The sequence below is a fragment of the Pseudomonas sp. F9001 genome (assembly GCF_013385435.1).
Lineage (GTDB): Bacteria > Pseudomonadota > Gammaproteobacteria > Pseudomonadales > Pseudomonadaceae > Aquipseudomonas.
The window spans coordinates 161448-178874 of the sequence record NZ_JACAPX010000005.1 but is presented as its reverse complement, the minus strand read 5'-3'; the positions used below and the strand labels follow the sequence as shown (position 1 = coordinate 178874).

Sequence of the window (17427 nt, the reverse complement as noted above, 5' to 3'; positions counted from 1 at the left end):
CCGCGTCAGGCGCCAACCGCCTTTCACTTCTCGAATTCAGGAATTTTCCGATCCATGGGCAAATCGCTGGTCATTGTGGAATCCCCGGCTAAGGCCAAGACCATCAACAAGTACTTGGGTAACGAGTACGTGGTGAAGTCGAGTATCGGCCATATCCGAGACCTGCCCACCAGCGGTTCGGCTAGCGCCAGCAAGGAGCCTGCCGCCAAGCGCGGCAAGGCGGCTGCGGGCGAAGGTCCGGTGCTCACGCCTAAAGAGAAAGCGCGCAAGCAGCTGGTCTCGCGCATGGGTGTCGATCCCGATCATGGCTGGAAAGCCAAGTACGAGATCCTCCCGGGCAAGGAAAAGGTCATCGAAGAGCTGCGCCGGCTCGCCAAGGATGCTGACACCATCTATCTCGCAACCGACTTGGACCGCGAAGGGGAGGCTATTGCCTGGCACCTGCGGGAAGCCATCGGGGGTGACGACAGCCGCTACAAGCGCGTGGTGTTCAACGAAATTACCAAGAAGGCGATCCAGGAAGCCTTCTCCAAGCCGGGCGAACTGGACATTGACCGCGTCAATGCCCAGCAGGCCCGTCGCTTCCTCGACCGCGTCGTGGGTTACATGGTCTCGCCGCTGCTGTGGGCGAAAATCGCTCGTGGCCTGTCCGCCGGCCGTGTGCAATCGGTTGCGGTAAAGCTGGTGGTGGAGCGTGAGCGCGAGATTCGTGCGTTCAACCCTGAAGAATATTGGGAAGTGCACGCTGACCTGGGCACTGCCAAGGGCAACAACGTACGCTTTGAAGTGGCCCGCGAGAAAGGCGAGGCCTTCAAGCCGCTCAACGAAGCCCAGGCCATGGCCGCGCTGGAGAAGCTCAAGGCTTCCAGCTACAGCATCGTCAAGCGTGAAGACAAGCCCACCAGCAGCAAGCCGTCGGCGCCGTTCATCACCTCCACCCTGCAACAGGCCGCGAGCAACCGCCTGGGCTTCGGGGTGAAGAAGACCATGATGATGGCCCAGCGTCTGTATGAAGCGGGCTACATCACGTATATGCGTACCGACTCCACCAACCTGTCGCAAGACGCGGTGGCGATGGCGCGTACTTATATTGAAAGCGAGTTCGGCAAGAAGTACCTGCCGGAGAAGCCGAACGTCTATAGCAGCAAGGAAGGCGCACAAGAGGCTCACGAAGCGATTCGTCCCTCCGACGCCAATACCGAGCCAAGCAAGCTGAGCGGCATGGAGCGCGACGCTGAGCGCCTCTACGAGCTGATCTGGCGCCAGTTCCTGGCTTGCCAGATGCTGCCGGCGCAATACCTGTCGACGACTGTCAGCGTGGGTGCTGGTGACTTCGAGCTGCGCGCCAAGGGCCGTATCCTCAAGTTCGACGGTTACACCCGCGTGATGCCGCAAATCGCCAAGCCGGGCGACGACGATGTACTGCCGGACATGGCACAGGGCGATGTGTTGAAGCTGATCAAGCTCGACCCGTCCCAGCACTTCACCAAGCCGCCGGCGCGTTACTCGGAAGCCAGCCTGGTCAAGGAGATGGAAAAGCGCGGTATCGGTCGTCCTTCGACCTATGCGGCGATCATCTCCACCATCCAGGACCGCGGCTACGTGGCCTTGCACAACCGTCGTTTCTACTCGGAAAAGATGGGCGACATCGTCACCGAGCGCCTGTCCGAGAGCTTCTCCAACCTGATGGACTACGGCTTCACCGCCGGCATGGAAGAGAACCTCGATGACGTGGCCCAGGGCGAACGCGACTGGAAAAACGTGCTCGACGAGTTCTACGGCGACTTCAAAAAGAAACTTGAAGTGGCTGAAAGCGCCGAGAACGGCATGCGGGCCAACCAGCCGGTGATGACGGACATTCCGTGCCTCACTTGCGGTCGCCCGATGCAGATTCGTACCGCCTCCACCGGTGTGTTCCTCGGTTGCTCGGGTTACAGCCTGCCGCCGAAAGAGCGCTGCAAGGCCACCGTCAACCTGGTGCCGGGCGATGAAATCGCGGCCGATGACGAGGGTGAATCCGAGTCACTGGTATTGCGTGGCAAGCACCGTTGCCCGATCTGCAGCACGGCAATGGATGCCTACCTGCTGGACGAGAAGCACAAGCTGCACATCTGCGGTAACAACCCGGATTGCAACGGCTACGAGATCGAAGAAGGCACTTACCGCATCAAGGGCTACGAAGGCCCGAGCCTGGAATGCGACAAGTGCGGCAGCGAGATGCAGCTCAAGACCGGCCGTTTCGGCAAGTTCTTCGGTTGCACCAACCCGACGTGCAAGAACACCCGCAAACTGCTGAAAAGCGGTGACGCAGCGCCGCCGAAGATGGACCCGGTGAAGATGCCTGAGCTCAAGTGCGAGAAGGTCAACGACACCTACATCCTGCGTGATGGTGCTTCGGGGCTGTTCCTGGCTGCCAGCCAGTTCCCGAAAAACCGTGAGACCCGTGCACCGCTGGTGATGGAGATCGTGCCCCACAAGGACGAGATCGATCCGAAGTACCACTTCCTCTGCGAAGCGCCGAAGAAGGACCCGGACGGTCGCCCGTCCGTAATCCGCTACAGCCGCAAGACCAAGGAGCAGTACGTGCAGACCGAGGTTGAAGGCAAGCCTACCGGCTGGAAAGCGTTCTACGACGGTGGCAAGTGGAAGGTCGAGGACAAGCGCCAGGGCGCTTGATACGATCAGCTACATGCACAAAGGCCGCCTTGATAGGCGGCCTTTTTTTGCGCTTGCAGTGGCCTTGGCTGATCCGTGACACTGTTCAGCCAGCATCACGCTTTATTCGTTGTGGAGACTGCCTTCATGGCCAACGAACTCTATACCCGTACCAACCAGAAAATTTACTTCGCGGGTTTGTCCCTGGAAGCCCTTGGCCGTGCCGAGGAAGGAAAGGAGATGAACGCTATCGCGCTGGTACAGGCCGGGCGTGAAGCCGCGCTGTTCCACCTGTATGGCGCCTTGCTTGGCTTATGCCATGAGATCGCCGGGTTCTACCGTCTGCCGCAGGCCGGCTCGCCGCGTGCGGAAATGATCATCCACCGGGATGTGCTGGAGTCCATGGCCATCCCGGAGTTGGCCGAACTGGTGGAGATGGCGCAAAGCCCGGACAGTTGGCTGGCGCGCTTGCTGGTAGCCCACGCGGAGATGTTCCAACCGCCACGGGTGAAGCACACGCCCAAAGGCGATGTGACCCAGCCGCTGATCGTGGCCGTAAGCCTGGACGAAGAAGGACCCGAGCCGTTGAGCCGGGAAGAGCTGGAAAGCTGGCGGCAGGAGCTGAAGAAGTTGGCCATTCGGTTTCGGGATGGATTGAACGAGTGCTGAAGGCTTTTCGCTGACAACTACCGCTCTTGTGGCGAGGGAGCTTGCTCCCGCTGGGTTGCGAAGCAGCCCCAAGGCTTTTCAGGCCTGGCAGTGTCAGCTGTCGGAGGGCCGCGGCTCAGCCCAATGCGGGCAAGCCCGCTCGCCACAAGACTGATATAATGCCGGCCTTTCGTGGAGAACAGACTTTTATGCCAACGTCCTTTCTGGAAATTGTTGAGTTGCCCGACGGCCGAATCGAGCTGCGCCGGGCTGAGGACGAGGGTTCTCTGGTGATCTTGGATTTTTCCGAGGACGCAAAAGCGTTCCTGCAGGGCCAGCACGTGGAAGTGGCAAAAGCCATGTTGAGCGTAGGTGTGCAGATGGCGGGGCGCCTGGCTGAAGGCGAACCGGAAAAGGAAGACGGTCCGCGGATTCTTCACTGAGTCCGTCTGTCGACTTTTTTACAGGCTTCAATTGTGCAGATCGGCTTCTCAATTCTGAAGAAGCCTCGCGTCATGGCGGATCCTGACAGCTGTCAGTTACCCGCGTATCGTTTTATCCCAACCGAATGTTCAAGCTTTGCGCATCACCTGTGCGGGCGGCGCTGATCAGTTGCTGCCTGGCCGCCGTGGTCAGCGGGTTCAGCCAGCTGACCACCGTATGGCTACGGCCCAGGCGCAAGGCTTCGCAGGTCAACTGCTGGGCGCTTTGAGCACCACGGGGTTGCAGCAACAGGATGCGTTCGCGGTTCAGGCCGGCATCCCGCAGCCAGGCCTGGGTCAGGCTGGACGGCGGGGCGATCAGCGTCAGCCAGCGGGCGTCCTGTTCCTCGCTCAATTCGCGAAGGATCGGCGCCAACAGGCTCAGGCAGTTCCCGGCAGCACCGCGCAACGACAGTTCACTGAACGCCTCGGGTTCGGCGCTCCAGGGCGCTTCGACCACTTCCTTGAGGATGGGCGCAAGGGGCTGGGCCATAAAGGCCTCAAACAGCGACAGTTGAGTGTGTTGTGGGGTCTGTAGGAACTGCATGATGCCTCCGTTAGCGGCGAATAACGCCGACGCTCAAGCCTTCAATCACCAGGTCCTGATCCTTCAGGTTCACTTCAATCGGCGCGAATTCGGGGTTCTCGGCCAGGAGCCAGACCTTGCTGCCTTCGCGCTTGAAGCGTTTGACCGTCACTTCATCGCCGATACGGGCGACGACGATCTGGCCATTGCGAGCTTCACGTGTGGTGTGGACGGCCAGCAGGTCGCCGTCGAAAATGCCCACGTCCTTCATGCTCATGCCATGGACCCGCAACAGGTAGTCGGCACGGGGATGGAAGAAGGTCGGGTTGATGTTGCAGGATTCCTCGACGTGCTGTTGCGCCAGGATCGGCGCACCGGCAGCGACCCGGCCGATGATCGGCAGTGTCGACTCGTCGGCCTTGGCTTCGAAGCCAGGGATGCGAATACCGCGTGAAGCACCCGGGGTCATCTCGATCGCGCCTTTGCGGGCGAGGGCCTTGAGGTGTTCTTCAGCGGCGTTGGGTGACTTGAATCCCAGTTCCAGCGCAATTTCCGCCCGGGTCGGCGGGTAGCCGTTGTCATCGAGGCAGCGCTTGATAAAAGCCAGAATCTCAGCTTGGCGTGGCGTCAGTTTTAGCATGTTGATCGCTCTGTCTTTTTATACAGTGACTGGGATTATATACAGTGGACTGCGCTTGGCAATCACCGTTTTCAGTCACTCCGCTGGACGGTCATTTATCACCTGTCCTACACACTGGAGACAGCGCTGCCTACAGACCTTGGCGAATGTGATTAAATGGCCATGAACTAGCTGACCGGCCAGCCGCAAACCGACCTGCAGGCTTGACAAGACATAGCTTGAAACGTATGTTTCAAACAAGTGTTTGTCAGGCGGAGTAGCCATGGCCCAGTCGGAAACCGTTGAACGCATTCTCGATGCTGCCGAGCAGTTGTTCGCGGAAAAAGGATTTGCTGAAACTTCATTGCGGCTGATTACCAGCAAGGCCGGGGTCAACCTGGCGGCAGTGAACTACCATTTCGGCTCCAAGAAGGCGCTGATCCAGGCCGTGTTCTCTCGGTTCCTGGGGCCTTTCTGCATCAGCCTCGACCGTGAGCTGGAGCGTCGCCAGGCCAAGCCTGAAAACAAGCCAAGCCTGGAAGACCTGCTGGAGATCCTCGTCGAACAAGCCCTGGTGGTTCAGCCACGCAGCGGCAACGACCTGTCGATCTTCATGCGCCTGTTGGGCCTGGCGTTCAGCCAGAGCCAGGGCCACCTGCGCCGCTATCTGGAAGACATGTACGGCAAGGTGTTCCGCCGCTATATGTTGCTGGTCAACGAAGCCGCCCCGCGTATCCCGCCAATCGAACTGTTCTGGCGCGTGCACTTCATGCTCGGTGCCGCGGCATTCAGCATGTCCGGGATCAAGGCACTGCGTGCGATTGCCGAGACCGACTTCGGCGTCAACACCTCCATCGAGCAGGTCATGCGCCTGATGGTGCCGTTTCTCGCCGCCGGCATGCGTGCCGAAACCGGCGTCACCGACCAGGCCATGGCCGCCGCCCAATTGCGCCCGCGCAGCAAGTCAGTACCGGTCCCGGCCAAGGTTTAACCCCTCCCGGGTGTGCGCGGCCGCTTGCATCCGCTAAGCTAGCCGCCCATGCCGATTTCAGCTATTTATCCACAGCCCGTTGCGCTCGCTGAGCGTCCGTCTCCAGATTCAATCCTGGCGATGCGATCTCGCGGGGGCTTCGGGCTGCGTGCGTTATTTAAGGAAGCTATATGACCCAAGCCCTGCAAGGCTCTTTGATGGTGGACGTTGCCGGCACCTGGCTGACGGCTGAGGATCGCCACTTGTTGCGTCAGCCCGAGGTGGGCGGCCTGATCATTTTTGCACGCAATATCGAGCATCCTCGGCAGGTGCGTGAATTGAGCGCGGCGATTCGCGCCGTGCGCCCGGACCTGTTGCTGGCGGTCGATCAGGAAGGCGGCCGAGTGCAGCGCTTGCGTCAGGGGTTTGTGCGTCTGCCGGCGATGCGTGCCTTGGCCGACAACCCGAATGCGGAGCAACTGGCCGAGCAGTGCGGTTGGATCATGGCAACCGAAGTGCTGGCGGTTGGCCTGGACCTGAGCTTCGCCCCGGTGCTGGACCTCGATTACCAACGCAGCGCCGTCGTGGGCACTCGCGCCTTCGAAGGCGATCCCGAGCGCGCCGCCGTGCTCGCGGGCGCCTTCATCCGTGGTATGAACAGCGCCGGTATGGCGGCCACCGGCAAGCACTTCCCCGGCCACGGCTGGGCCGAAGCCGATTCCCACGTCGCCATTCCCAACGACGAGCGCAGCCTGGAACAGATTCGCGCCAATGACCTGGTGCCTTTCGCGCGCCTGAGCAAGCAACTGGCAGCCGTCATGCCGGCCCATGTGATTTATCCACAAGTGGACGCGCAACCGGCCGGCTTCTCCCGGCGCTGGTTGCAGGACATCCTGCGTGGCGAGTTGCAGTTCGACGGGGTGATCTTCAGTGACGACCTGTCGATGGCGGGGGCTCATGTGGTCGGTGATGCTGCCAGTCGTATTGAGGCGGCGTTGACTGCCGGTTGCGACATGGGCTTGGTGTGCAACGACCGCGCCGCCGCCGAGCTGGCCCTGAGTGCCGCCCAGCGCATGAAGGTCACTCCGTCGGCGCGTATCGCTCGGATGCGTGGTCAGGCTGTGGCGTCGACCGAGTACAAGCAGGATCCGCGTTGGTTGGCGGCGTTGGGTGCGCTGCGAGATGCTCAGTTGATCGACTGACAACTGCGGTGCGCCCTTCGCGAGCAAGCCCGCTCCCACATCAGACCGCATTCCTCCAGGGTATATGCGGTCAAATGTGGGAGCGGGCTTGCTCGCGAAGGCGATCTAACAGTCAGCGCTTCTCTTGCTTGTGAGGCAACGGCGCAAACAACGCCTCGATATCCTCATTCCCCAACTTCCAATCCCCCGTCGTCCGCCCATCCAGAACGCCCGCCGCCAGATCAGACTTTTCCTGCTGCAAATGCTGGATTTTCTCTTCCACGGTGCCCCGGGCAATCATCTTGTAGACGAATACCGGCTTCTCCTGGCCGATGCGGTACGCACGGTCGGTGGCCTGGTTTTCCGTGGCCGGGTTCCACCACGGGTCGTAGTGAATCACCGTGTCGGCTTCCGTCAGGTTAAGTCCGACGCCGCCTGCCTTCAGGCTGATCAGGAAGATCTGCAGCTTGCCGCTCTGGAAGTCTTTCACCGGCGTGCGCCGATCCCGCGTCTGACCGGTAAGCAGCGCATAAGCCACGCCGCGCTTCTTCAACTCGGCCTCGATCAGGCTCAGCATCGAAGTGAACTGGGAAAACAGCAGAATCCTGCGGCCTTCGGCAAACAGCTCTTCGAGCATCTCCATCAAGCTGTCGAGTTTGCCCGAGCTACTGCCCTTTGCCGGCAGGGTTGCATCATTGACCAGGCGTAAATCACAGCACACCTGGCGCAACTTGAGCAGCGCCTCCAGGATGATGATCTGGCTGCGCGCCACACCCTTGCGGGTAATCTCGTCGCGGACTTTCTTGTCCATCGCCAGGCGCATGGTTTCGTACACGTCGCGTTGGGCTTCGTTGAGGTCGACCCAGTGGATGATCTCGGTCTTGGGCGGCAGCTCGGTCGCCACCTGCTCCTTGGTGCGACGCAGCAGGAACGGCTTGATCCGACCATTAAGGTGCTGCAATCGCACATCGCTGCCGCGCTTTTCGATCGGTACGCGGTAATCGCGGTTGAAGCTCTTCACGTCCCCCAGCCAACCCGGCAGCAGGAAGTGGAACAGCGACCACAGCTCGCCCAAGTGGTTTTCCAGCGGTGTACCGCTGAGGCACAGGCGCTGGCGGGCGTTCAGCTCGCGGGCCGCCTGGGCCGCCTTGCTGTTGGGGTTCTTGATGTACTGCGCTTCGTCAAGGATCAGCACGTGCAAGGGCAGGGCGGCCAGTTGCTCGATGTCCTTGGGCAGCAGGGCGTAGGTGGTCAGCAGCAGGTCGTAGTCCTGCAACTGAGGGAAATGTTTCTTGCGCCCCGCGCCGTACAACGCCATGACTTTGAGCTGCGGCGTGAAGTGCGCCGCTTCGTCGAGCCAGTTCGGGATCAGGCTGGTGGGCATCACCACCATGCACGGGCGGTCCAGGCGTCCGGCGATTTTCTCGCTGAGAATATGCGCCAGGGTTTGCAGGGTTTTGCCCAGGCCCATGTCATCCGCGAGAATCCCGCCGACGTCGAGTTGGCGCAGCGACTGCATCCAGCTCAGGCCTTCCAGTTGATAAGGGCGCAACGTTGCGTTCAAGCCTTCCGGCGCTTCGCAGCTGAAATCCTTGATGTCCCGCAGGCGCTGGGCGAAGTTGCGGATCTTTTCGCCGCCTTCCCATTGCAGCGGCAGGTCTTCCAGCGGGTTCAGGCGAATCGCGTCGGCCTTGGCCAGGCGCAGCGCGGTGGTGCCGGGCTCTTGCAGGTAGAACTCGCCCAGGGTCGCCAGCACCGGTTTCAGCCGGCCATAAGGCAGCGCCACTTGAAGCGGGCCGTGGCCGTTGGGCAGGCCGGGAATGTTCACCAGGATCAGTTCGTCATCGCGGCGCCGGGCGAGTTTTTCCGGGTTGAGAATCTCGGTGTGGGAGCGCATCAGGTTCAACAGGATCGGCAGCAAGCTCAGGCGTTCGCCGTTGACGATGATCCCCAGCTCCAAGTCGAACCAGTCACGCTCCGGCACTTCGTCGACGCTGGCGTACCAGTCGTCGACGGCGCTCAGGTCAAAACCGAAATCCTCATCGATCTGTAGTTCCCAACCCTGGGCGCGCAGGTTCGGCGAGGCATTCAGGGTGAAGTTCAGCCACGCGCTGTCATTGACCATCTCGAACAGCTCGCCGGCGCTTTCCGGCAGGGCCTTGCTCTGGCGGGTGGCGATCTTGAAGCCCAGCAGGCGCAGCTGTTCGCGAAACTGCTGCTCCACCTCGGGGTGGCGCTTGATCCGCAGGCTCTGTTGTTCCTGGCGCACGATAATGTCGGCGTTCTTCTGGCCGCTGACGTAGTTGCCCAAATAGTTGAAGGACAACGCTGCGCGATGCTGGATATAACGCTGCATCTTGCCGTTGCGCGGCTCGAAGGCACTGAACTCGATACTCGCCAGCCACAGGCGCGGCACCGGTTGCACGTCTTCCATCACCACTTGCGGCAACACCACGCGGTTATCCAGCACCGCCTGGAGCTTCTCCAGCAACTCGGCATCCTGGGCCGCCGCCGGGTAGGCCAGGGTTTCCTGGACCTTGAGCAGCACGGCGGCGATGTGTTTGCAGTTGGTGTGCACGGGGCAGGTGCAGCGGCTGTCCACCAGGATCAGCGTGCCCTTGGCGGATTCGCGCAGGGAGATGGTCTGGCGGTAGACATTGCCACCCGAGCCTTCGCAGCTGGCAATGATGGTGCTGTCGCCGGACTCGACGATACGCACGCGGTTTTCCAGGGCGTAGCGTCGGCCACGCTCGAGGCTTTGCTCTTTAAAGCGATTGGCCCACGAAGGGGCCAGGGGTTTGGTCAACGACGACGTCAGGGGCATGGTGCTGGATCAGTCCTGGACATCGGGCGGTGGAGCGCTGGGCGGCTTGGCGGTCAGCGAAGTGATCTTGATCAGCAGGGCGAGGTGGCCGCCGTCCAGGTAGTTGAGCTGGTTGTTCTTGGTGCGCACGTCTTGCTGGCTGAGGTGTTCGCTGGCGATGACGCTGCCGTTGGCGTCGAACTGGTTAACCCAGAAGTCCGCGTCGATATCGGTAAAGCGCCCAAGCTGCAGGTTCAGGGTGCCTTCGATGGGGAACTGGCCGAACTGTTCCTGGCCATCGCTGATGGCCAGCTTCACCGGTTGCTCACCGAGATTCTGTTCCCAGGACTTGTGCAGCAATACGGTGTAGTCGCTGCTGGCTTGCAGCTTCTCGACAATATTGCCCAGTCGTGGCGGGCTCATTTTGTCAGTCCCCAGGCGTGGTGCGCCGGCGTCCCAGTTTTCCGGCGCCGCACGGCTGTTGATCACCGGCTCGGCGTTCTGGCGCACCAGGATCATCTCCACCAGGTACGGGCTGTCGGCGAACGCCGAAGGCGCAACGACCACCAACAACAAGCTCAAAATGCGGAACAGGCGCATTGGGGCGTCCTTCAAGCAGATTTCGGGATGAGGCGCTCAAACAGCGCCTCCAGTGTATTAAAGCGTTCTTCGGCGCGTTCCATCGGCACCATGAATTTGAACAGCGTAGCCCCTTCGAACTTGTAGCGATTGGGCTGGCCCTGAATCAGCTTGATCAGCACCAGTGGGTCCACCGGCGTCTGTGCTTCGAACTCGATACGCCCGCCTTGCGGCCCGGCGTCGACCTTCTTGATGCCCAGTTGCTCAGCCTGCAATTTGAGCAGGGTCAGGCGCACCAGGTTCTTGGTCGGCTCCGGCAACAGGCCGAAGCGGTCGATCATCTCCACTTGAAGGTCCTTGAGACCTTCTTCGTCGGTGGCCGAGGCGATGCGCTTGTACAGGATCAGTCGCGCATGCACATCCGGCAGGTAGTCTTCGGGGATCAGCGCCGGCAGGCGCAGGTTGATCTCCGGGCCGCCACCCAGCGGTTGGTCGAGGTTCGGTTGTTCGCCCTTGCGGATGGACTTCACCGCGCGCTCGAGCATTTCCATATACAGGGTGAAGCCGACGGCCTGGATCTGCCCGCTCTGGCCGTCGCCCAGCAGTTCGCCGGCGCCGCGGATTTCCAGGTCGTTGGTGGCCAGCACAAAGCCGGCGCCGAGGTCCTGGGTGTTGGCGATCGCTTCCAGGCGCTTCTCGGCGTCGGAAGTGATCTGCTGGCGCGGCGGTGTCAGCAGATAGGCATACGCCTGGTGGTGACTGCGCCCGACCCGGCCGCGCAGCTGGTGCAGCTGCGCCAGGCCGAACTTGTCGGCGCGCTCGATGATGATGGTGTTGGCGCTCGGCACGTCGATGCCGGTCTCGATGATGGTCGAGGCGATCAGCACGTTGAAGCGCTTGTGATAGAAGTCGCTCATCACCTGTTCGAGTTCGCGCTCGCGCATCTGCCCGTGGCCGATGGCGATCCGTGCTTCCGGCACCAGTTCGGCGAGGTCGGCGGCGCATTTCTCGATGGTTTTTACATCGTTGTGCAGGTAGTACACCTGGCCGCCGCGCAGCAACTCACGCAGCAGGGCTTCCTTGACCGTGCTTTTGTTCTGCTCCATGACGAAGGTGCGCACCGACAACCGGCGCGCCGGCGGCGTGGCGATGATCGAGAGGTCGCGCATGCCCGACACCGCCATGTTCAGCGTGCGCGGAATCGGCGTGGCGGTGAGCGTCAGGATGTCGACTTCACTGCGCAGGGCCTTGAGCTGTTCTTTCTGGCGAACCCCGAAGCGGTGCTCTTCGTCGATGATCACCAGCCCGAGGTTCTTGATCTTCACGTCATCCGACAGCAGCTTGTGAGTGCCGATGACAATGTCGATCTTGCCTTCCGCCAGGTCGGCGATGGCCGCATTCACTTCCTTGGCCGATTTGAAGCGGCTCATCACCTCCACAGTCACCGGCCAGTCGGCAAAGCGGTCGCGAAAGCTGTTGTAGTGCTGCTGGGCGAGCAGGGTGGTGGGGACGAGGATCGCCACTTGGCGGCCGCCGTGCACCGCAATAAACGCTGCGCGCATTGCCACTTCGGTCTTGCCGAAGCCCACGTCGCCGCACACCAGGCGGTCCATCGGCTTGGGCGCCAGCATGTCGGCGCGCACGGCGTCGATGGTGGTTTGCTGGTCCGGGGTTTCTTCGAAGGCGAAGCCGGCGCTGAAGGTGGCGTAGTCGGCTTTTGGGTCGGCAAACGCATAACCTTCGCGGGCGGCGCGGCGGGCATAGATGTCGAGCAACTCGGCGGCCACATCGCGTACCTGTTCGGCGGCCTTGCGCTTGGCTTTCTGCCAGGTCTCGGAGCCCAGGCGGTGCAACGGCGCGAGGGCGTCGTCGCTGCCGGTGTAGCGGGCGATCAGGTGCAGGTTGGCCACGGGCACGTAGAGCTTGGCGCCCTCGGCGTATTCCATGGTGAGGAATTCGGCCACCTGGTTGTCGATCTCCAGGGTCTGCAGGCCCAGGTAACGGCCCACGCCGTGGTCGATATGCACCACCGGCGCGCCTTCGCGCAGCTCGGTGAGGTTCTTGATCACCGCATCGTTGTTGGCATCGGCGCGCTTTTCCCGGCGGCGGCGCTGCATCACCCGCTGACCGAACAGCGGGCTCTCGGCAATCAGTGCCAGGGCCGGGTCGTCCAGCAGCAGCCCTTCGTCCAGCGGTGCGATGGTGATCGCCAGGCGGTCCTTGCTCGCGACAAAGTCCGGCCAGCTATCGACGGTTTTCGGCCGCAGCTTCAGGCGTTCCAGCAACTCCAGCAGCACCTCGCGGCGCCCGGCGGACTCGGCGGTAAACAGCACGCGGCCGGGGAAGTCACCGAGGAAATTCGACAATGCTTCCAGCGGCTGGTTGGCCTTGGCTTCAATCGCCAGGTTCGGCAGTGCTTGTGCCGGGAAGCGCTCGCGGCCGGCGCCGGCGTCCACGTCCTGTTGGCTGGCGACTACCCGCGGCCAGTTTTTCAGGCGGGCGAAGCAGTCTTCCACCGGCAGGAACAGTTCGGCCGGTGGCAATAAAGGACGGGACGGGTCGACGCGGCGTTCTTCATAGCGGTTGCGCACGTCATTCCAGAAGTTCTCCGCCGCCTGTTCGATGCCCGGCAGCGAGAACACTTGGGTGTCCTGGGGCAGGTAATCGAAGAGGGTGGAGGTTTCGTCGAAGAACAACGGCAGGTAGTACTCGATACCCGCGGGAGTAATCCCGCTGCTCAAGTCCTGGAAAATCGGGCAGCGGCGGAAGTCCACGTCAAAGCGCTCGCGGAAACGTGCCTTGAAGCGCGTGACCGCGTCTTTTTGCAGCGGGAATTCCCGGGCCGGCAGCAGCTTGACCGAGTCGACCTTGTCGATGGAACGCTGGTTTTCCGGATCGAAGGTACGCAGGGTTTCGATTTCGTCGTCGAACAGGTCGATCCGGTAAGGCAGTTTGCTGCCCATCGGGAACAGGTCGATCAGCGCGCCACGTACCGCGAACTCGCCGTGCTCGTACACCGTGTCGACGCAGCGATAGCCACTGGCCTCAAGTCGGGTGCGCATTTGCTCCACGTCGAGCTTCTGGCCGATATCCAGCACCAGGCTGCTGCCCAGCAGGAACTTGGTCGGCGCCAGGCGATGCAGGGCCGTGGTGATCGGCACCACCAGCACGCCGTGGGCCAGTTCCGGCAAGCGGTACAGGCTGGCGATGCGCTGGGAAATGATGTCCTGGTGCGGCGAGAACAGATCGTAGGGCAGGGTTTCCCAGTCCGGGAAATGCAGTACCGGCAAATCGGGGGCGAAGAAACTCAGCTCCTGTTCCAGCCGCTCGGCACTTTGGCTGTCGGCGGTGAGCAGCAGGGTAAAGCGCTTGGCAGCGCTGGCAGCCTCGGCGATGGCCAGGCTCAGGGCGGCACCGGGCAGATTGCCCCAGTGCTGTTTACCTGCCGCGGCAGGGAGAAGCGGTAGACGCAGAACGGGCACGGAAGGTTGAGCTCCAAGCGTTGCGACAAAGTCGGTAATTGTAACGGCCCGGAGTGCCGCCTGTCAGTTGCTGACTGAGCCTATTACGGTTTGTAGGAAATGTAGTGGCTAAGACAAACAAAGGTGCCTTTTGACTCATTATGTAGTGCCGAAATCGGTGTATGTTTCGGAGGGTTACGGACACTTTGTCACATTGGTCCAACAGGGGGTGCGCTGGAAGCCGCGTATTTACTGGGCTGCAGAGGGGCGATATTTTTTTGCAAGGGGTTTTGTTGCGGGCCGCGCATTGCTCCGAGGGCGGTCGGGCGGCATAATGTAGCCCCTTTTTTCTGCCCCTACATGTGGAAGGTTCCCGTGACTCAGAAGCCCGACCAGTGTCTTGGTGAATGGATCGACCGTGAAGCACTCGCTGAAGCGATGATTCCGCTTATCGGTCAGCTATACCGCAATAACAACGTGGTGAGCTCGATCTATGGCCGCAGCCTGATCAACCAATCAGTCATCGCGATTCTCAAGGCTCATCGCTTTGCTCGCCATCGTTCTGCCGACGATAGCGAACTCTCCGTCCACGAAACATTCCCCCTGCTCAAAGCCATGAGCGAGCTCAAGCTCGGCGCGGCCTCGGTAGACCTGGGCAAGCTGGCCTACAAATTCCGCAAAGAAGGCGCTGGCCGTACCGCCGAGCAGTTCGTGCGTGAAGAAATGGCCGACGTGGTTGGCCAGCAAAACGCTGCTGCCCGCAAAGGCACCGACGTTGTGCTGTACGGCTTCGGTCGTATCGGCCGCCTGCTGGCGCGCATCCTGATCGAAAAAACCGGTGGCGGCGACGGCCTGCGCCTGCGTGCCATCGTGGTGCGTAAAGGTGCTGAAAACGACCTGACCAAGCGCGCCAGCCTGCTGCGTCGTGACTCGGTCCACGGTCCGTTCAACGGCACCATCGTCATCGACGAAGAAAACAACACCATCACCGCCAACGGTAACCTGATCCAGGTGATCTACGCGAAGAACCCGTCTGAGGTGGATTACACCCAGTACGGCATCAAGGACGCACTGCTGGTGGACAACACCGGTGTGTGGCGTGATGCCGAGGGCCTGGGCCAGCACCTGGCGTGCCCGGGTATCGACCGCGTTGTCCTGACTGCGCCTGGCAAGGGCAAGCTGAAGAACATCGTGCACGGCATCAACCACGGTGAAATCACCGCTGACGACAAGATCGTGTCCGCCGCTTCCTGCACCACCAACGCCATCGTGCCGGTGCTGAAGGCTGTGAATGACAAGTTCGGTATCGTTAACGGTCACGTTGAAACGGTTCACTCGTACACCAACGACCAGAACCTGATCGACAACTTCCACAAGGGCGATCGCCGTGGCCGTAGCGCCGCGCTGAACATGGTGATCACCGAGACCGGTGCTGCCACCGCTGCTGCCAAGGCCCTGCCTGAGCTGGCCGGCAAGCTGACCGGTAACGCGATCCGTGTTCCGACGCCGAACGTGTCGATGGCCATTCTCAACCTGAACCTTGAGAAAGCCGCCACCCGTGAAGAGATGAACGAGTACCTGCGCTACATGGCGCTGCACTCCGATCTGCACAAGCAAATCGACTTCGTCAATTCGCAGGAAGTGGTTTCCACCGACTTCGTGGGCTCGCGCCACGCCGGTGTGGTGGACGCTGAAGCGACCATCACTCAAGACAACCGCGTTGTTCTGTACGTCTGGTACGACAACGAATTCGGTTACAGCTGCCAGGTGGTTCGTGTGATGGAAGACATGGCCGGGGTTAACCCGCCAGCATTCCCGCGCTAAGCATCAGCGGTAAATGAAAAAGCCCCGACTGGTTCGGGGCTTTTTTATGTCTGTTGTTTTTGCGTTGCTTGTACCGGCCTCATCGCAGGCAAGCCAGCTCCCACATTTGAATGTATTCACAAATCAAAATGTGGGAGCTGGCTTGCCTGCGATAGCGATCCATCAAGCGCCGCCGACTATCGAAGCCTGCGCGGTACGCAGTTCATGCCGGTTGCCCTTGAACAGAATCAATGTGGCGATCAAGCCCAGCACCGCCGCGCCGCTGAGCCAGATGCCCGGTGCGGCCTTGTTGTCCAGCACGTGGATCAGGTAGGTACACGCCGCCGGAGTAAAGCCACCAAAGGTCGCCGTCGCCAGGCTGTAGGCCAGGGAGAAACCGGTGGTGCGCACTTCTACCGGCATGATCTCGGTCAGCGCTACAACCATTGCGCCGTTGTACGAGCCATACAGGAACGACAGCCAGAGCAGCACGATCAGCAGATGGCTGAAACTCGGGTTGGCCACCAGCCAGGACAGCGCTGGATAAGCGGTGAGGATCGCCAGAATAGTCGCCCCCAGCAGCAGCGGTTTACGCCCGATCTTGTCGGACACCGCACCCATCACCGGCAGCCAGATGAAGTTGGAGATGCCGACGCACACGGTTACCAGCAACGCGTCGAAGTCCGACAGGTGCAATTCGGCCTTGCCGAAGGTCGGGGTGTAGGCGGTGATCAGGTAGAACGACACGGTGGTCATCACCACCAGCGCCATGCCGGCGATCACGATGCCGAAGTTCTGGCCGATCGAACGGACGATTTCCTGCAGGGTAGGGCGGTGTTTACGTGCCTGGAATTCCGGGGTTTCTTCCAGAGAGCGACGAATCACGAAGATCACCGGCACGATCAGGCAGCCGATCAGGAACGGCACGCGCCAGCCCCAGTCACCCATTTCTTCCGGGCTGAGCCAGTGGTTCAGGCCTACGCCCAGCAGGCCGGCGAATACCACGGCGGCTTGCTGGCTGGCGGACTGCCAGCTGACGAAGAAGCCTTTACGGCCCGCAGTGGCGATTTCCGCCAGGTACACCGACACGCCGCCCAGTTCGACACCGGCGGAGAAGCCTTGCAGCAGGCGGCCGAACAGCACCAGCAACGGCGCCGCGACGCCCAGGGTGGCATACCCGGGAACGCAGGCAATCAGGATGGTACCGGCGGCCATCATCGCCAGGGTGATCACCAGGCCTTTTTTACGGCCGTGACGGTCGATGTAGGCACCGAGGAAAATCGCGCCCAGAGGACGCATCAGGAACCCGGCACCAAAGGTCGCCAGGGACAGCATCAGGGACGCGAACGCGCTGTCGGTGGGGAAAAATGTCTTGGCAATGGCCGTGGCGTAGAAGCCATAGACCATGAAGTCGAACATCTCAAGGAAGTTACCGCTGACAACGCGAAAGATCGCCTTGCCCTTGCCCGTTGTAGTGGACATGTCATGCACTCATTTTGGCTATCTTATTAGTAATCCCTGGTCGCAACCGTCCTTGCTGTTGAAGCTCTGGCACGAGGCTGGCGCTGAACAGTTTTGTAACGATATGTGTATAAGCCACCACAGGCAACAAAAAACCGATAGCAAGCTGGCAAATTGCCGCAGGCCTCCCGGTAATGAAAATCCAATGTGGGAGCGGGCTTGCTCGCGAAAACGGTGTG

At 61.2% G+C, this 17427-nt stretch carries 12 protein-coding genes; 6 read left to right on the top strand and 6 right to left on the bottom strand.

Features of this window, described 5'->3' with window-relative positions; genetic code table 11:
* The first annotated feature begins 54 nt into the window (after window positions 1-54).
* From topA to HX818_RS03780, 3 genes are all read left to right on the top strand, one after another.
* Window positions 55-2676, top strand: coding sequence for a type I DNA topoisomerase (gene topA, locus HX818_RS03790; protein WP_003218973.1), 2622 nt, complete (start codon window positions 55-57; stop codon window positions 2674-2676).
* A gap of 126 nt (window positions 2677-2802) precedes the next feature.
* The gene (locus HX818_RS03785) at window positions 2803-3324 is read left to right on the top strand and encodes a DUF6586 family protein (protein WP_003218971.1); all 522 of its coding nucleotides are present in this window, start codon (window positions 2803-2805) and stop codon (window positions 3322-3324) included.
* Window positions 3325-3512: 188 nt separating this feature from the next.
* The gene (locus tag HX818_RS03780) at window positions 3513-3746 is read left to right on the top strand and encodes a hypothetical protein (RefSeq protein ID WP_003218969.1); all 234 of its coding nucleotides are present in this window, start codon (window positions 3513-3515) and stop codon (window positions 3744-3746) included.
* Window positions 3747-3858: 112 nt separating this feature from the next.
* Here the strand turns inward: HX818_RS03780 and sulA are convergent, their stop codons facing one another.
* Entirely contained in the window at window positions 3859-4332 is a 474-nt protein-coding gene (sulA, locus tag HX818_RS03775) for an SOS-induced cell division inhibitor SulA (RefSeq protein ID WP_003218967.1), read from the bottom strand.
* Between the two features lie 10 nt (window positions 4333-4342).
* A complete protein-coding gene (gene lexA, locus HX818_RS03770; RefSeq protein WP_003172575.1) occupies window positions 4343-4951 on the bottom strand; it encodes a transcriptional repressor LexA in 609 nt (202 codons plus the stop codon).
* Between the two features lie 262 nt (window positions 4952-5213).
* Here lexA and psrA point away from each other — a divergent pair, with 262 nt between their 5' ends.
* Both psrA and nagZ read left to right on the top strand, forming a co-directional pair.
* Window positions 5214-5921: a transcriptional regulator PsrA gene (gene psrA / locus HX818_RS03765; protein ID WP_003218964.1), complete on the top strand. Its 708-nt coding sequence runs from the start codon at window positions 5214-5216 to the stop codon at window positions 5919-5921.
* A gap of 170 nt (window positions 5922-6091) precedes the next feature.
* Complete coding sequence (gene nagZ / locus HX818_RS03760) at window positions 6092-7102, top strand: beta-N-acetylhexosaminidase (RefSeq protein WP_003218962.1); 1011 nt, start codon at window positions 6092-6094, stop codon at window positions 7100-7102.
* Between the two features lie 112 nt (window positions 7103-7214).
* On the opposite strand, the gene HX818_RS03755 is transcribed toward nagZ, so the two are convergent.
* Genes HX818_RS03755 through mfd form a run of 3 tightly spaced genes read right to left on the bottom strand, consistent with a single transcriptional unit; the run spans window position 7215 to window position 13945 of the window.
* Window positions 7215-9905: a DEAD/DEAH box helicase gene (locus tag HX818_RS03755; RefSeq protein ID WP_008437598.1), complete on the bottom strand. Its 2691-nt coding sequence runs from the start codon at window positions 9903-9905 to the stop codon at window positions 7215-7217.
* Between the two features lie 9 nt (window positions 9906-9914).
* Window positions 9915-10484: a CsiV family protein gene (locus tag HX818_RS03750; RefSeq protein ID WP_003218957.1), complete on the bottom strand. Its 570-nt coding sequence runs from the start codon at window positions 10482-10484 to the stop codon at window positions 9915-9917.
* A gap of 11 nt (window positions 10485-10495) precedes the next feature.
* Window positions 10496-13945: a transcription-repair coupling factor gene (gene mfd / locus HX818_RS03745; RefSeq protein WP_177019526.1), complete on the bottom strand. Its 3450-nt coding sequence runs from the start codon at window positions 13943-13945 to the stop codon at window positions 10496-10498.
* Between the two features lie 339 nt (window positions 13946-14284).
* On the opposite strand from mfd, the gene HX818_RS03740 reads away from it, so the two are divergent.
* Window positions 14285-15748: a glyceraldehyde-3-phosphate dehydrogenase gene (locus HX818_RS03740; protein ID WP_023659083.1), complete on the top strand. Its 1464-nt coding sequence runs from the start codon at window positions 14285-14287 to the stop codon at window positions 15746-15748.
* Window positions 15749-15910: 162 nt separating this feature from the next.
* On the opposite strand, the gene HX818_RS03735 is transcribed toward HX818_RS03740, so the two are convergent.
* On the bottom strand, window positions 15911-17209 hold the full coding sequence (locus tag HX818_RS03735) for an MFS transporter (protein ID WP_177008117.1): 1299 nt from the start codon (window positions 17207-17209) through the stop codon (window positions 15911-15913).
* Between the last annotated feature and the right edge of the window lie 218 nt (window positions 17210-17427).

Bases quoted from the DNA above. Each gene is read 5' to 3' on its own strand.
- sulA (WP_003218967.1), bottom strand. From the start codon at position 4,332: ATGCAGTTCCTACAGACCCCACAACACACTCAACTGTCGCTGTTTGAG.
- nagZ (WP_003218962.1), top strand. From the start codon at position 6,092: ATGACCCAAGCCCTGCAAGGCTCTTTGATGGTGGACGTTGCCGGCACC.
- HX818_RS03735 (WP_177008117.1), bottom strand. From the start codon at position 17,209: ATGTCCACTACAACGGGCAAGGGCAAGGCGATCTTTCGCGTTGTCAGC.
- lexA (WP_003172575.1), bottom strand. From the start codon at position 4,951: ATGCTAAAACTGACGCCACGCCAAGCTGAGATTCTGGCTTTTATCAAG.
- HX818_RS03755 (WP_008437598.1), bottom strand. From the start codon at position 9,905: ATGCCCCTGACGTCGTCGTTGACCAAACCCCTGGCCCCTTCGTGGGCC.
- HX818_RS03740 (WP_023659083.1), top strand. From the start codon at position 14,285: ATGTGGAAGGTTCCCGTGACTCAGAAGCCCGACCAGTGTCTTGGTGAA.
- HX818_RS03750 (WP_003218957.1), bottom strand. From the start codon at position 10,484: ATGCGCCTGTTCCGCATTTTGAGCTTGTTGTTGGTGGTCGTTGCGCCT.
- topA (WP_003218973.1), top strand. From the start codon at position 55: ATGGGCAAATCGCTGGTCATTGTGGAATCCCCGGCTAAGGCCAAGACC.
- HX818_RS03780 (WP_003218969.1), top strand. From the start codon at position 3,513: ATGCCAACGTCCTTTCTGGAAATTGTTGAGTTGCCCGACGGCCGAATC.
- HX818_RS03785 (WP_003218971.1), top strand. From the start codon at position 2,803: ATGGCCAACGAACTCTATACCCGTACCAACCAGAAAATTTACTTCGCG.
- psrA (WP_003218964.1), top strand. From the start codon at position 5,214: ATGGCCCAGTCGGAAACCGTTGAACGCATTCTCGATGCTGCCGAGCAG.